This window comes from Bradyrhizobium sp. (assembly GCF_035652035.1).
Lineage (GTDB): Bacteria > Pseudomonadota > Alphaproteobacteria > Rhizobiales > Xanthobacteraceae > Bradyrhizobium.
Genome location: NZ_DASREO010000014.1, coordinates 91,502 through 106,293, shown reverse-complemented (window position 1 = coordinate 106,293; position 14,792 = coordinate 91,502). Strand labels below are relative to the sequence as shown.

The following is a 14,792-nucleotide window of genomic DNA, read 5'->3' as shown; positions in this document are numbered from 1 at the left end:
GAAAAGCCCGGCCGATTGGCCGGGCTTTTATTTGCGAACGAGCTAGCGTGAATGCTGAACGACTATTGCGACATCGGGGGCGCCGGCGGTCCCGTTGACGGCGCTGGCGGCGGCGCGGAAGCGGCGGTGACGGCCGGCGATTCCGGAGCCGAAGGAGTTGGCGGCCGAGGTGCAGCAGACTCGGACGGTGCACCGGATGCAATTGCCGGAGATACAGGCGCGGAAACAGCAGCGGCCGGCGGCGCAGGCGTTACGGCAGGTACCGGATCGCGACGAACCATCGACTTGTCGCCTGGCGCGCCGTCCTTGGCCGCATCGATTTTAGGCGGTTCGGTTTTGGCGGCTTCCGACTTAACAGGTTCGGACTTAACAGGCTCGGACGTCGCCGGCTCCGCCGGCTTGGTGTCGGCATCTGGCCTCGTACCCGCATTGCCCATTTCCTGACGCGGCTCGCCTCTCGCTTTGTCGTCAGTTCCGGAATCAGCCTTGGGCGGCTCATTGGCCATCGAGGGCTCCTCGGCGCCGGGCGGCTTGCCTTGCCTGTTCCGCTGTTTGGCCGAAAGCTTGCGGCCATCAGGGCCGCGCTGCTCGGTGTCCGCCTGACCAGGCGCGTTGGCGGCAGGCCTGCCCTCCTCTGGCGCTTCACCGGGACGTGCTTGCCGTTTACGACCCTGCCGTCCGCCGTCTCCTAGAGGTGTCGTATCGTCCGGCCTTGCAGCTTCCTGGGCGGGCGCATTCCTGTTCTTGCGGCCCTGACGGTCGGCCTGATCAGTGCCGCCCTGCCCCGGTTTATCAGCGCCCTGCTTGGACTTGTCGCCCGCACCGTTGGAGATCAGGTACGTTGCCAGCTGCGAGGCCATATCGCCGCTCGTCGTGTAGTGCTCGCGCAGGAACCCCGGCAGCGAGCCGGGCGAGACCGTTTTCAAGAGACCACGCGGCGATTTGTGGCAAGCGTTACAAGTACCGGTAAAGAGCTGGGATGGACTTTTGCCAGCTTCGAGATTTGTAGCCTGCCCCCACGCGGACGGGCCGACAAGACAACTGATCAGAAGCATGACCGCCGCAAAAATGCGCGCTCGGCTCATCATTCCCTATTCTCCAGATGCGGAAAACGCGTCCAGCGCCCCTCGCGAAGCCCCCGGCGGCGCCACCTTATTATCCAATTATCCCACGAATGGAAGCAGGCTTGCGACGAAAGCATCAGAACCTGAATTCCGGGAATATCTGCTTTGTATACAACGCAGTAGCAAAAGGGCCCGTGGCGCTTTTATGATTTCACGAAGACGTACAGGAACTATCGGGTTCCAGGTACGTCGGATGTGACGACCGAGTTTTTTTGCGGGATCGCTCCCTCAGGTGATTTCGATGGACCGTTTGTTGCGTTACTTCCTTCAGAAGTTCATTCGCCGCGGCGCGATAACCTTCACGCTCGCGAATGGAGACAAATTCACCTGCGGCGACGGCAGCGGACCGCCTGTCTTCGCTCGCTTCCTCACTACCGACGCCGAAAAAAGGGTGCTCCGCAACCCGGAGCTTACGCTCGGCGAAATCTACACCGAGGGCGATTTCATCGTCGAAAACGGCTCGATTGCCGATGTGCTCGCGATCGTGATGGATCAGCCGCAAGTCGTGCCGCACTGGGCCCGACCGCAATGGTGGCTGCGCTACATGGCAAGGCACCTGCGCCAGTTCAACCTGCGCGGCCGCGCCAAAAACAATGTCGCCCATCACTACGATCTGGACGGCAAGCTCTATTCGCTCTTTCTGGATGCCGACCAGCAGTATAGCTGCGCCTACTTCGAACACCCTGATATGACGCTGGACGATGCCCAGCTCGCCAAGAAGCGCCATATCGCGGCCAAGCTCCTGGTCCGGCCAAACGATCGTGTCCTCGACATCGGCTCCGGCTGGGGCGGTCTTGGGCTTTATCTGGCGGAAACGGCAGGCGCCAACGTCACAGGCGTAACGCTGTCGACCGAGCAACTGCAGGTCTCGAATGCGCGCGCAGCGGAAAAAAATCTCGGCCACTCCGCGAGATTTCTGCTCGAGGACTACCGCGACATTCCGGGCCCGTTTGAGCGGATCGTGTCCGTCGGCATGTTCGAACATGTCGGCGTCGACTTCTACGACACCTATTTCAAACGCTGCGCCGAACTGCTGACCGACGACGGCGTGATGCTCTTGCACTCGTGCGGGCGTTCCGAGGGCCCCGATGCCACCAATCCTTGGATTGCCAAGTACATCTTTCCGGGCGGCTATATCCCGGCGCTGTCCGAGGTCATGCCTTCGATCGAGCACGCCGGGTTGCTCGTCTGCGACATCGAGATCCTGCGGCTACATTATGCAGAGACGCTGAAGGCGTGGCGCGAGCGCTTCATGGCGCATCGGGAAGAGGCGATCCAGCTCTATGACGAGCGCTTTGCACGGATGTGGGAATTCTATCTCGCCTCCTCGGAGATGGCGTTCCGCAAGCAGAACCTGATGAACATTCAGATTCAGCTCACCAAGCGCCAAGGCATCGTGCCGATGACGCGCGACTACATCACGCACGAGGAAGCCAAGTTGCGGCGGTTTGAGATCGGGAAGAAGCCGCGTCTTCAGGTGGCCGGCAGATAGGCCAAACCTCGCCGTCAGTTCCGCAAACTGAACCGCGACGCATAGGCGTGATGCGCGATTGCGGGCTGGGCCAGCCGGGAATACAGGGCAAGGCGGTCACGCCGGTCGACCGGACGCGCGCGCCATTCGGGACGGGAAAACTTTTCCATCGCCTCGATCAGCCTGGAAAGCCACAAGGACTGACCCTTTTCGGTCCGCCATGACGGGAGTTGTTGGCTCATAGCCGCTCCATCCTGCCAGCCCCTCGAAACCCGCTTACCGATAATTCCATCGCCGTCGGCTCGTTCCGCACAAAACTGCCCGAAAAGAAAATCGCAACCTGTGATCTGGTTCACAAATGACTCTGGCGCCCTTCCCTAAATCAGCGAAATGGCTCAGAAAACCTCGCCATCCTCGCAACCTGTGCATTCGGACGTCCGTACCGACTATGCGCTGATCGCGATCGCCGCCGGCGCCGCCCTCTTCGCGCTGCTCTATCTCATCCTGATCTGACACTTTATCCCCGGCAGCCAGATGCAGCGGCTCCCGGATATTGAGTGCGTCCGCTCGGCGAAAGGTTCATTCGCATCGCACATTTTTGCCGGAGCGGGCCGTCCGCGACGGCAAGTCGCGTCAAGCGCTTCAGCGACACTCTTTGTTGTCCCCCAACTCCAGTGTGAGAATCGGGCATAAGGCTGTTTGCGGCTTTCACTTGCCGCAAGAGAGGCGCTTTATCGCTGCCCCTTATCTGCCAAACTTCCGCGAACACTGGATCTCATGCCCTCGCTTGATTCGAACGTTCTGAAACTCGCCCCTGAGGTGGGAACTCCCGCTTTCCGCACTGCACCCCACAACATCGAGGCGGAGCAGAGCCTCTTGGGCGCGATTCTGGTCAACAACGACGCGTTCTACCGGGTTTCGGACTTCCTCGAGCCGAAGCATTTCTTCGAACCGATCCATCAGACCATCTTTGAAACATCCGCTAGCCTGATCCGGATGGGCAAAGTGGCGACCCCGGTGACGCTCAAGACCTTTTTGCCGGCCGACACCGACCTCGGCGGCGTGACCGTCGGCCAATATCTGGCGCGGCTGGCCGCGGAAGCCACCACCATCATCAACGCGCAGGATTACGGGCGTACCATCTATGAATTGTCGCTACGCCGCGATCTGATCCGGATCGGCGAAGACATGGTCAACGTCGCCTTCGACGCACCGGTCGACTTTGCGCCGCGTAACCAGATCGAGGATGCCGAGCGCAGGCTCTACGAACTGGCGGAGTCCGGCCGCTATGACGGCGGGTTCCAGAAATTCTCCCAAGCGCTCACAGTGGCCGTCGACATGGCCGCCAAGGCGTTCCAGCGCGACGGCAAGTTGTCCGGCATCGCCACCGGCCTGCGCGATCTCGACATCAAGATGGGCGGCTTGCAGCCTTCCGACTTGATCGTTCTTGCAGGTCGCCCGGGCATGGGCAAAACGGCGCTCGCCACCAACATCGCCTATAACATCGCGAAGGCACACCAGGACGAACTGCAGGCGGACGGAACCCGGAAGACGGTCAACGGCGGCATCGTCGGTTTCTTCTCCTGCGAAATGTCGGCCGAGCAGCTCGCCACGCGTATCATCGCCGAACGCACCGGCATTCCCTCAAGCAACATTCGCCGCGGCGGCATTGCCGAAAGCGATTTCGAGAAGATCCGCGACGCCTCGATCGAAATGCAGTCGCTGCCGTTTTATGTCGACGAGACCGGCGGCCTCTCGATTGCGCAGCTGATGGCACGCGCAAGAAGGTTGAAACGGCAGAAAGGGCTGGACCTTCTGGTCGTCGACTACATTCAACTGCTCCAGGGATCGTCCAAGCGCTCCGACAATCGCGTGCAGGAAGTGACGGAAATCACTACCAGCCTGAAAGCGCTCGCCAAGGAGCTTGCGGTCCCCATTATCGCGTTGTCGCAATTGTCGCGTCAGGTCGAAAGCCGCGACGACAAGCGACCGCAGCTGTCGGACCTGCGTGAATCCGGTTCGATCGAGCAGGACGCTGACGTCGTGATGTTCGTGTTCCGCGAGGAATACTATCTTGCCATGAAGCAACCGGTTCCCGGCACGGATGACCACATCAAATGGCAGACCGAGATGGATCGCGCGCTGGGCAAAGCCGAGGTCATCATCGGCAAGCAGCGCCACGGTCCGACCGGCACGGTCGAACTCCAGTTCGAATCCAGCGTAACTCGTTTCGGCAACCTGACCCCTGACAGTCATTTACCTGCCCGGGCTTATTAAAGCGGAACTCTCTCGGGTTGAACGGCCGCGCCTGCGTGCCTAAAATGCGGCATGAACATTGCCCCCGATCCAAAATCGCTGCCGGCCGATTCCATCCTCTCGCCGGAAGCCAACAAGGCGGCGGCGCTGGCTGCCGTCACCGGCATTCTGACCGTCGACCTCGATGCGCTGGTCGCCAACTGGCGCAAACTCGAGAAAACCGCCGTGCCCGCCGAGTGTTCGGCTGTTATCAAGGCCAACGCCTACGGCTGCGGGGTAGCGCCGGTCGCGCGGGCGCTCGCCAAGGCCGGCTGCAAGACCTTTTTCGTGGCGACCGCCGAGGAAGCCGCCGCGGCGCGGGCAGCGCTGCCCTCCGCTGTCATCTATGTCCTCAACGGACTGATCCAGAATAACGGCGATGCCTACGCCGCAATTGACGTGCGGCCCGTCATCGGCGACCTCAACGAACTCGCCGAATGGGACGTGTTTTGCCGCCGCACCGGCTGGGCGGGCGGCGCGGCCATCCACATCGATACCGGCATGCAGCGGCTCGGCCTCACCATCGCCGAAGCGCAAGGTCTCATTCCCAGGATCAACGCCGGCGATCACGGCATATCGCTGGTCATGAGTCACCTCGCCTGCGCCGAAAGCCTCAATCATCCGATGAACGCCAGGCAGCTCGCGGCCTTCCGCGAGATTGCCAGCGCGTTTTCCGGCGTGCCCGCTTCACTGTCGAACTCGTCCGGCATTTTTCTCGGAGGCGCATTTCAATTCGACATGGTGCGGCCGGGCGCCGCCCTCTACGGCGTCAACCCGACACCGGAGGCCGACAATCCAATGCAGCCGGTCGTCGAATTGAAGGCGCGCGTCGTGCAAATCCGCGATGTCGAACGCGGCGACAGCGTCGGCTACGGCGGCAACTGGACCGCGCGCCGTCCGACTCGCCTGGCGATCGTCTCTGCAGGTTATGCCGACGGCTATTTCCGTGCCGGCAGCAGCAATGACGGCACGCGCGGCGCCGAAGTCATCGTCGCTGGCAAGCGCTGCCCGGTTGCCGGGCGCATCTCGATGGACCTGATGGCCGTCGACGTCACCGACCTCGAAAGGAACGCCGTGCGCCGTGGCCACCTCGTCACCCTGATTGGCGAGGGCATCACCATCGACGAGCTCGCCCACCACTTCGGCACCATCGGCTATGAAGTTCTCACCAGCCTCGGCTCGCGTTACGCGCGGGTCTACAAAGGCGAAGCCGTTGACGGATAAGAGCGCGGCCTCGAAGTCAGGTTCGACGCCGCGATGAAAGTCGCGACCTTCAACATCAATAATATCAACCGCCGCCTGCCCAATCTTCTGGCATGGCTCAGCCGAGCCAAGCCTGACATCGTCGCCCTGCAGGAGTTGAAATCGACCGACGGCGACTTCCCGCAAGGGGCAATCGCGAAGGCCGGTTACGGTGCGGTGTGGCGCGGACAGAAGACCTGGAATGGCGTCGCTATCCTGGCGCGAAACGCCGACCCGATATTGATCCGCAACTCTGTGCCCGGCAGCAAGGATGACCAAGCGCGTTACATCGAAGCCGCGGTCAGGGGCGTTATTGTGACGAGCATCTATTTGCCGAATGGCAATCCGCAGCCGGGACCGAAATTCGATTACAAGCTCGACTGGTTCAGAAAACTCCGGACACACGCAGCCACATTCATCAAACAGGACGTGCCCGTGGTGCTCGCCGGCGACTACAACGTCGCGCCGACCGCACTCGATATCTATCCGACGAAATCGTGGGACAAGGATGCGCTGATCCAGCCGAAGAGCCGCGCGGCATTCAAATCGCTCCTCGCGCAAGGCTGGACCGACGCAATCCGGACGCTGCACCCGTCAAAGCCGATGTTCACTTTCTGGGACTACAAGCGCAACCGCTGGCCGCGCGACGCAGGGCTGCGGCTCGACCATCTCCTGCTCAGCCCGGTCCTTGCCCCGCGGCTGAAGAAGGCGGGCGTCGATCGCCCGGTGCGGGGCGAGGACGGCGCAAGCGATCACGCCCCGGCCTGGATCGAGCTGAAATAGGTATTTAAGTCCGGATTGTGTGCCACCAAGGCGGTTGTGCATCCAGCAGTGCAACCAGTTAGCTCTTGCTTAAGAGAAGCCATCATAAACTAATCGGCAATTTTATTACGATCCTACTATCTCACGACCGACGGCCTGAACCATTTTCGATTGGCCTGCAATGCTCGTTTGTTACCTGACCGATGAGCCTGGGAAGATCCCCGCCATTCGCGCGGCGCTGGAGCCGCAGTACCCGGTCGTCCCCCGCATCCTCGGGCAAGAACCGATTTTCGCTCCAAGCGGCGTGCTCATGGTGGACGCCGACCTGCGCCAAGGCGAACGCGTCGACCAGATCAAGCATGTGATGAAGGACCTGGATGCGATCGGCGAAAGGCTGTTCGTCGTCCACCGGCACCTGCATCACCTGGTTGCTCAAGCCTATGCGCTCGGAGCAACCGGAGTGGTTCACAGCGCCAAGCAGGCGGCTTCGAAGCTGACGCAGGTCGAGGCCGCGATGCGTGCTGCCGAAAGCGGCCGCGAGGCCGGACCGGCCTGGATGACCGATTGCGGGAAAGCCTTCGCCGCGATGTTCTCGGCAATCGGAAACGGCAAGACGATCCACCTCGCCGATGCCGAAACCGTCACCAGTCAGATCATCGCGAGCATCGATCAGAACGGTTTGAACGGATGGCTCGATAACGTCCGGAAGTATCACGAAGGAACCTTCCAGCACTGTCTATTGGTGACCGGCATTGCGGTGGCATTTGCGCTGGACATGAACTTCCCGCCCCAGGACGTGAAGCGACTTGGCATGGCGGCCACTCTGCATGACATCGGCAAGGCTCGGATCCCGCTTGCGATCCTCGACAAGCCAGGGCGTCTTGACCCCGACGAAGAAGATATCATGAAGCAGCATCCGGTGATCGGATACGATCTGCTCAAGGACATTCCCAACATCAGCGCAGAGACGCTCGACGCCGTCAAACACCACCACGAATATCTCGACGGCTCGGGCTATCCAGATCATCTCCCGGGTGGACAGATTTCCGATCTGGTGAGGCTGCTGACCATCTCGGATATTTTCGCTGCGCTGATCGAATCGCGGCCATACCGCCAACCGCTGTCACGTCAGGACGCCTACAAGATCCTGTGCGACATGGACGGCAAGCTTGAAACGCCGCTCGTGAAAGCGTTTCGCGACGTCGCGATGGTTGCCTAAACGCTTTTTTGGTCTAGATCCGATCCGGAAAGCGGATGATGAAGTTGTCGCGATTGGGCATCTTCACCTTCGGCAGGGTTTCCGCATTCATCGTGTCGCCAGAGTCGATCAGCTTGTTTCCAGCCAGAATATAGGCGGTGAGCGCGTAGACCTCGTCGTCGCTCAGCGAGCGCGGCGCGTTGTACGGCATCGCGCGGCGGATGAAATCGAAGATCGTCGTGGCGTAGGGCCAGAAGTTCTTGATGGTCTTCTGCGACGCCGAGATGCCGACAATCTTCTTGTCCTCTTCGACGAGTGCGTTCGCAATGCCGCCCTTGCCATTATCGCCGTGGCAGGCCGAGCATTTCTCGGCAAAGATCGGCGCGCCTTGCGCTGCCGTACCACTGCCCTTCGGCAAGCCCGTTCCATCGGGCAGGATGCTGATATCCCAGTTGGCGATCGAGGCCTCATCGATCGGCTTGCCAAGATGCGGCGTCTCGGCCAGCGAGACGCTTGCGGTTGCCGCAAGCAGCAGGGCTGCGGAAAAGACAACGGGCCTAAGCGTAGACATGCTTAACCTCGCCGCTCGTTCCAACACCCCAGCTTGTGATCGAGTTGTAATGCTGGTTGGGGAAGCTCAATATCGGCGGTTGTTTTGTCAGTTCGCCGCGCACCGCGACGAACTCGGCGCGGGTCGGCTGCACATTCCCCGCTTCGTCCCATGCGCGGCTTTGCAGCGTCGCCGGACCACCATCCCAGCGCCACGGCATGCGAAAGCGCGTGAAGGCCTTGCTCAAGACCGGCTCCTGAAGCGCCGCCTGCGCCCAGCTTTTTCCGCCGTCAGCCGAAATCATCACCTTCTCGATCCGCCCGGTGCCGGAATAGGCGACGCCGGAAATCTCGTAGAGACCGGGCCCCTTCAACGCCATGCCGTGGGACGGATTGGTGATGAAGGATTTGACCTCCTGCAGGAAGTAGAACCGATAGGCTTTGCCGTCGGGCAGGATCTGCGAATAGGTCCGCGATTCGTACATGCTCATCGCGGGTTGCTCGACGAGCTTGATGCGGCGCAGGAACTTGACGTTCATATTGCCCTCGTAGCCGGGCAACAGCAGGCGCATCGGATAACCGTTGCCGGGCATCAGGCGCTCGCCGTTCTGGTAGAGCGCGATCATCGCGTCATCCAGCGCCTTCTTCACCGGCACGCTGCGGCTGAGGCGCGGTGAGTCGGCGCCTTCGGCGACTATCCATTTCGCCTTCGGATCAATGCCGGTTTCCTCGAGCAGCGTCGAGAGCATGACACCGGTCCACTCGGCGCAGGAGACGAGCCCGTGCAGCGCCTGCACGGTTTCCTGCATCGGCTCGGGCGCAAACATCGGCGCGCTGTTGCCGCCGCATTCGAGGAAGGTGACGCGCGAGACTTGCGGATAGCGCGACAGCGTCTCGAGCGAAAACTCGAGCGGCTGCTTCACGAGACCATGGATCACGAGGCGATGCCTGTCCGGATCGATGACCGGAATGCCGCCGTGATTGATGGAGAAGTGCAGCCCATTCGGGGTGGTCGTTCCCTGAAGCAAATGATGCGGCGTGCGCGCATGCGAATTGCGCGGCTCGTTGTTGGGGTTGCTCCGCGTGCGGATCACCTTGGCCTCGAATTTCGAGGGCGTCTGATAAGGCGGCGTCGCTTCGCCGATCTCCAGGCTCCATGGATCTTCAGTGAGCGGCTCGGCGCCGGCTGCGATGGAAGAGCTAATGCCCGCCCCCATCGCTCCTGCGAGCGCCACGCCGCGTCCGAGCAGCGCGCGGCGGTCGATCAATCCATTGCCGGCAACGACCGGCAAATCGTGGCTATACGCATCGCGCTTCGGCGCGATGCCGTCGGCGGACTTGTCCATCACAGCCCTCCCTGTGCGATGAGCTTTTTCAACCATTCACCGCTTGGCCAATACGCTAGCCCTTGGCCGTGTTGCCGTCTATATCCGCTCGCTCATAGCGCTATACAAAACGGCGTCATCGCCAAATCGAAACAGTCGGCAGGAGCACAGACGGTTGAGCTTTCTCTTCATCCTCGCCGTCGGGCTGATCGCGGGCACCATTTCGGGCATCGTCGGCACCGGCTCATCGATCATGCTGATGCCGGTCCTGATTTATGAGTACGGTCCCAAACAGGCCGTTCCGATCATGGCGATCGCAGCTGTGATGGCCAACCTCTCACGTATCCTCGCCTGGTACCGCGATGTCGACTGGCGCGCCTGCGCGGCCTATTCCGTCCCCGCGATTCCGGCCGCCGCGCTCGGCGCGCGCACCTTGCTCGTGCTGCCATCGCACATCGCGGATATTTCCATCGGCCTGTTTCTGATCGCGATGGTGCCGATGCGGCATTGGCTCGCCAGTCACCAACTGAAGCTTTCGCTCTGGCATCTCGCCATCGGCGGAGCCGCGATCGGCTACCTCACCGGCATTGTCGTCTCGACCGGTCCCTTAAGCGTGCCGCTGTTTTTGTTTTACGGTCTCACCAAGGGCGCCTTCCTTGCCACGGAGGCGGCGAGTTCGCTTGGCATGTACGTGAGCAAATCCGTCACCTTCCAGCGCTTCGGCGCGTTGACAGGCGAAGTCGCTTTGCAGGGCCTGATTGCGGGCTCGTCGCTGATGTTTGGCGCGTTCATCGCCAAGCGGTTTGTGTTGCACATGAAGCCGGACGTGTTCCATCACGTCATGGACGGCATCATGATCGCGTCCGGCCTTTCCATGGTTTGGACGGGATTGTCGTAAATCCCCCTTGGCCTGCGGCGCGGCCGTCATTCCATGCTATGGGTGGGACCTAACCCTCGAATCTGTGCCCGATTTCCGCATGGCCAAATCCAGCCTTTCCTTCGTCTGCCAGAACTGCGGCGCGGCCTATAACCGCTGGCAGGGCAAATGCGATTCCTGCGGCGAGTGGAATACGCTGGTCGAGGAGGACACGACCGGCGCCACCACAATGCCAGTCTCGATCCGCTCCAAACGCAAGGGCCGGCAGTTTGCGCTGGAAAGCCTTTCCGGCAAAAGCCAGGACGCCCCACGCCTCTCCTCCGGCATGGCCGAGCTCGACCGCGTCACCGGCGGTGGTTTTGTCCGCGGCTCCGTGCTTCTGGTCGGCGGCGATCCCGGCATTGGCAAATCGACGCTGCTGACGCAGGCGACGAGCCAACTCGCGCGCGCCGGCCACCGCGCCGTCTATATTTCCGGTGAGGAAGCCGTGGCGCAGGTGCGGCTCCGCGCGGAGCGCCTGGGGCTCGCCGACGCGCCGGTACAGCTCGCGGCTGAGACTTCGGTTGAGGATATCGTTTCAACGCTTTCCGAAGGCGCAACTCCGCGCCTGATCGTGATCGATTCGATCCAGACGATGTGGACCGATACGGTTGAATCCGCGCCCGGCACGGTGACCCAGGTCCGCGCCTCGGCGCAGGCGCTCATTCGTTTTGCCAAGAAATCCGGTGCGGCGATCATTCTCGTCGGCCATGTCACCAAGGACGGCCAGATCGCCGGCCCTCGCGTGGTCGAACACATGGTGGACGCGGTGCTGTCGTTCGAGGGCGAAGGCTCGCAGCAGTTCCGCATCCTGCGCGCGGTGAAAAACCGCTTCGGCCCGACCGATGAGATCGGCGTGTTCGAAATGACAGGCCTTGGCCTGCGCGAAGTCTCCAACCCTTCCGAGCTGTTTTTATCCGAGCGCGATCTCGGCAGCCCGGGCACCGCCGTGTTCGCCGGCATCGAAGGCACCCGCCCGGTGCTGGTGGAATTGCAGGCGCTGGTGGCGCCGACTTCGCTTGGCACGCCGCGCCGCGCCGTCGTGGGCTGGGACCCCAGCCGGCTGTCGATGGTGCTGGCCGTGCTGGAGGCTCATTGCGGGGTCAAATTGTCGGGCCACGATGTTTACCTCAACGTCGCCGGTGGGCTTCGCATCCAGGAACCAGCCGCCGACCTCGCCGCGGCCGCCGCTCTGGTCTCGTCGCTCGTCAATGCGCCGCTACCGGCGGATGCGGTCTATTTCGGCGAGATTTCGCTGTCGGGCGCGATTCGCCCGGTTGCGCAGACCTCGGCGCGGCTCAAGGAAGCCGCCAAGCTCGGCTTCAAGCGCGCTGTATTGCCCGAATCGGCCCGCGGCGAGGCCGGCAGCGATTCCGGCCTGGCGCTCACGTCGGTTGGAGGGCTAACCAGCCTGGTTGCAGAAATCGCCGCGCGCGGATCCCCTCGAGGGAACAGGGACGCGGCAAACGAAAAAAATGCCACACCTGCGAGATTCCGTCGTCAGGAAGGCTAGGTGGGCGTGACCTTACTCGCCCCCGCCGCTATACATCCGGCGCGCAAGCCTGGACACTTTTCCGGGCTTGCCGAGCGCCCCATCGGGCCGTCAGCTTATGGCGGTGCCGACAAACCGATTCGGTTTGAACCTTGATGCGGACCTGACCAGCCGATGCCTGTTACAATTCTCGATCTCGTTTTGCTCGCCGTGATGCTGATCTCCGGCCTGCTAGCGATGGTGCGCGGCTTCATGCGCGAAATCCTCTCCATCGCTGCCTGGGGCACCGCCGCGCTTGTGACGCTCTATTCCTTCTCCAAGCTGCTGCCGACCGCCAAGACCTATTTCAACAACGACACCGTCGCGAGCATCGTCGTGGTCGCCGGTGTTTTCGTCGCCACCCTGATCGTTGTTTCGGTCATCACCGTGCGGATTTCAGACATGATCCTGGATTCCCGGATCGGGGCGCTCGACCGCACCCTCGGCTTCCTGTTCGGGCTGGCGCGCGGCTTGTTGATCGTCGTGGTGGCCTTCCTGTTCTTCACCTGGCTGGTTCCCGACAAGCAACGGCCGGACTGGGTGACGGCGGCGAAATCCCGGGTGGTCCTGCAAGGAACCGGGGATTGGCTGATGGCGCTCTTGCCGGATGACCCCGAGAACACCATTTTGAAGAGATTCAAGAAGAATAAACCCGAAGATGAGCAGACTGACGCCGACCCGGCGGCCACGCCGTCAGGCGACGGATATAGTAAACCGGCCCGAGACAGCCTTAAAAAGCTGATCGAAAAGCCCGCGGCCCGGTGATAGCAGGTCAAAAGAGAGGCGCGATGGACAGCCAAAAGAGCCCTTCCGACGACGCCAAAGCCCAGGAGCCGAATACCGGCTCCCTCTACCTGGAAAACTCCGATCTGGAAGGCGACACGCTACGCGAGGAATGCGGCGTGTTCGGCATTTTCGGCCACCCAGAGGCCGCCGCCATCACCGCCCTCGGCCTTCACGCCCTTCAACATCGCGGCCAGGAAGCCGCCGGCATCGTCTCCTTCGATGGAACCCGGTTCCATTCCGAACGGCGCCTGGGCCTCGTCGGCGATACCTTTTCCCGCCGCGAGGTGATCGATCGCCTGCCCGGCAATACCGCCATCGGCCATGTCCGCTATTCCACGACAGGCGAGACCATCCTGCGCAACGTGCAGCCGCTGTTTGCCGAGCTCAATGCCGGCGGATTTGCGGTCGGCCATAATGGCAACCTGACCAACGGTCTGACGCTGCGGCGCGAGCTCGTGCGGGGCGGCGCGATGATGCAGTCCACGACCGATACCGAGGTCATCCTGCACCTCGTCGCCCAGTCCAAGCGTAATCATTTCATCGAGCGCTTCATCGAGGCGCTGCGGACGATCGAGGGCGCCTATTCGCTGGTCTCGCTGACCAACAAGAAATTGCTCGGCGCGCGCGACCCCCTTGGCATCCGCCCGCTGGTGCTCGGCGAATTCGAAGGCTGTCCGATCCTCGCATCCGAGACCTGCGCGCTCGACATCATCGGCGCCAAATATGTCCGCGACGTCGAACCGGGCGAGATCGTCGTATTCGACGAACGCGGCGCGCAAAGCCACAAGCCGTTTCCGCCCAAGCCGCCCCGCCCCTGCATCTTCGAATACATCTATTTCTCGCGGCCGGATTCGATCGTCGGCGGCCGCTCGGTCTATGACGTGCGCAAGGCCTTCGGCGCCCAGCTTGCGCGCGAGAGCCACGTTGACGTCGATGTCGTGGTGCCGGTGCCCGACTCCGGCGTTCCCGCCGCGGTCGGCTACAGCCAATATTCCGGGGTGCCGTTCGAGCTTGGCATCATCCGCAACCACTATGTCGGCCGCACCTTCATTCAGCCGACCCAGAGCATTCGCGAATCCGGCGTGAAGATGAAGCACAACGCCAATCGCGCCGCGATCGAAGGCAAGCGCATCATCCTGATCGACGACTCGCTGGTACGAGGCACCACGTCGAAGAAGATCGTGCGCATGATGCGCGACGCCGGTGCACGCGAGGTTCACTTCCGCCTCGCCTCGCCGCCGATCATCTATCCCGACTATTACGGCATCGACCTGCCGGATCGCGGCGGCCTCTTGGCTGCAACCCACAATCTGGAAGAAATGCGCGAACTGATCGGCGCCGACACGCTCGCGTTCCTGTCGGTCGACGGCATGTATCGCGCCATGGGCTATCCGGGCCGCGATCCCGCCAATCCGAAATTCTCGGACCACTGCTTCACGGGGGTCTATCCGACCAACCTCACCGACCACGACCAGGTCGAGCCGCAGCCGCGGCAGCTGTCGTTGCTCGCCGAAGCAAGCTGACGCGACGCGTCAGACCCTGAACTTTCTGTCATGGCCGGGCTTGTCCCGGCCATCCACGTCTGTAAAACCC

General features: G+C 62.0%; 14 protein-coding genes. 10 read left to right on the top strand and 4 right to left on the bottom strand.

Annotation, left to right across the window (positions count from 1 at the left end; translation table 11 throughout):
• Window positions 1–62: 62 nt before the first annotated feature.
• Window positions 63–926 carry a hypothetical protein gene (locus tag VFB05_RS04855; protein WP_325009386.1) on the bottom strand — a complete coding sequence of 288 codons (864 nt, stop codon included), beginning with the start codon at window positions 924–926 and terminating at the stop codon, window positions 63–65.
• A 439-nt stretch (window positions 927–1,365) separates the two neighbouring features.
• On the opposite strand from VFB05_RS04855, the gene VFB05_RS04850 reads away from it, so the two are divergent.
• A complete protein-coding gene (locus tag VFB05_RS04850) occupies window positions 1,366–2,616 on the top strand; it encodes a cyclopropane-fatty-acyl-phospholipid synthase family protein (protein ID WP_325009383.1) in 1,251 nt (416 codons plus the stop codon).
• A 14-nt stretch (window positions 2,617–2,630) separates the two neighbouring features.
• On the opposite strand, the gene VFB05_RS04845 is transcribed toward VFB05_RS04850, so the two are convergent.
• On the bottom strand, window positions 2,631–2,951 hold the full coding sequence (locus tag VFB05_RS04845; protein ID WP_325009382.1) for a hypothetical protein: 321 nt from the start codon (window positions 2,949–2,951) through the stop codon (window positions 2,631–2,633).
• 34 nt (window positions 2,952–2,985) lie between these two features.
• On the opposite strand from VFB05_RS04845, the gene VFB05_RS04840 reads away from it, so the two are divergent.
• From VFB05_RS04840 to VFB05_RS04820, 5 genes are all read left to right on the top strand, one after another.
• Window positions 2,986–3,108: a hypothetical protein gene (locus VFB05_RS04840; protein WP_325009379.1), complete on the top strand. Its 123-nt coding sequence runs from the start codon at window positions 2,986–2,988 to the stop codon at window positions 3,106–3,108.
• A 264-nt stretch (window positions 3,109–3,372) separates the two neighbouring features.
• Window positions 3,373–4,872 (top strand): replicative DNA helicase, encoded by a 1,500-nt coding sequence (locus VFB05_RS04835; protein WP_325009377.1) that lies wholly within the window; start codon window positions 3,373–3,375, stop codon window positions 4,870–4,872.
• A 51-nt stretch (window positions 4,873–4,923) separates the two neighbouring features.
• On the top strand, window positions 4,924–6,114 hold the full coding sequence (alr, locus tag VFB05_RS04830) for an alanine racemase (protein ID WP_325009375.1): 1,191 nt from the start codon (window positions 4,924–4,926) through the stop codon (window positions 6,112–6,114).
• A 33-nt stretch (window positions 6,115–6,147) separates the two neighbouring features.
• Window positions 6,148–6,915: an exodeoxyribonuclease III gene (locus tag VFB05_RS04825; RefSeq protein WP_325009372.1), complete on the top strand. Its 768-nt coding sequence runs from the start codon at window positions 6,148–6,150 to the stop codon at window positions 6,913–6,915.
• Window positions 6,916–7,075: 160 nt separating this feature from the next.
• Window positions 7,076–8,113 (top strand): HD-GYP domain-containing protein, encoded by a 1,038-nt coding sequence (locus VFB05_RS04820; protein WP_325009370.1) that lies wholly within the window; start codon window positions 7,076–7,078, stop codon window positions 8,111–8,113.
• 13 nt (window positions 8,114–8,126) lie between these two features.
• On the opposite strand, the gene VFB05_RS04815 is transcribed toward VFB05_RS04820, so the two are convergent.
• Both VFB05_RS04815 and soxC read right to left on the bottom strand, forming a co-directional pair.
• Window positions 8,127–8,663 carry a c-type cytochrome gene (locus tag VFB05_RS04815; RefSeq protein ID WP_325009368.1) on the bottom strand — a complete coding sequence of 179 codons (537 nt, stop codon included), beginning with the start codon at window positions 8,661–8,663 and terminating at the stop codon, window positions 8,127–8,129.
• Window positions 8,650–9,987 carry a sulfite dehydrogenase gene (gene soxC, locus VFB05_RS04810; RefSeq protein WP_325009365.1) on the bottom strand — a complete coding sequence of 446 codons (1,338 nt, stop codon included), beginning with the start codon at window positions 9,985–9,987 and terminating at the stop codon, window positions 8,650–8,652. Before soxC ends, VFB05_RS04815 begins: the two co-directional genes overlap by 14 nt.
• A gap of 154 nt (window positions 9,988–10,141) precedes the next feature.
• On the opposite strand from soxC, the gene VFB05_RS04805 reads away from it, so the two are divergent.
• The 4 genes from VFB05_RS04805 to purF all read left to right on the top strand — a co-directional run bounded on the left by VFB05_RS04805 (window position 10,142) and on the right by purF (window position 14,722).
• Window positions 10,142–10,864, top strand: a complete 723-nt coding sequence (locus VFB05_RS04805) for a sulfite exporter TauE/SafE family protein (protein WP_325009363.1) — start codon at window positions 10,142–10,144, stop codon at window positions 10,862–10,864.
• Window positions 10,865–10,943: 79 nt separating this feature from the next.
• Window positions 10,944–12,395: a DNA repair protein RadA gene (gene radA / locus VFB05_RS04800; RefSeq protein ID WP_325009361.1), complete on the top strand. Its 1,452-nt coding sequence runs from the start codon at window positions 10,944–10,946 to the stop codon at window positions 12,393–12,395.
• Window positions 12,396–12,548: 153 nt separating this feature from the next.
• Complete coding sequence (locus tag VFB05_RS04795) at window positions 12,549–13,178, top strand: CvpA family protein (RefSeq protein ID WP_325009359.1); 630 nt, start codon at window positions 12,549–12,551, stop codon at window positions 13,176–13,178.
• Window positions 13,179–13,201: 23 nt separating this feature from the next.
• Window positions 13,202–14,722 (top strand): amidophosphoribosyltransferase, encoded by a 1,521-nt coding sequence (gene purF, locus VFB05_RS04790; RefSeq protein ID WP_325009356.1) that lies wholly within the window; start codon window positions 13,202–13,204, stop codon window positions 14,720–14,722.
• Window positions 14,723–14,792: the final 70 nt, after the last annotated feature.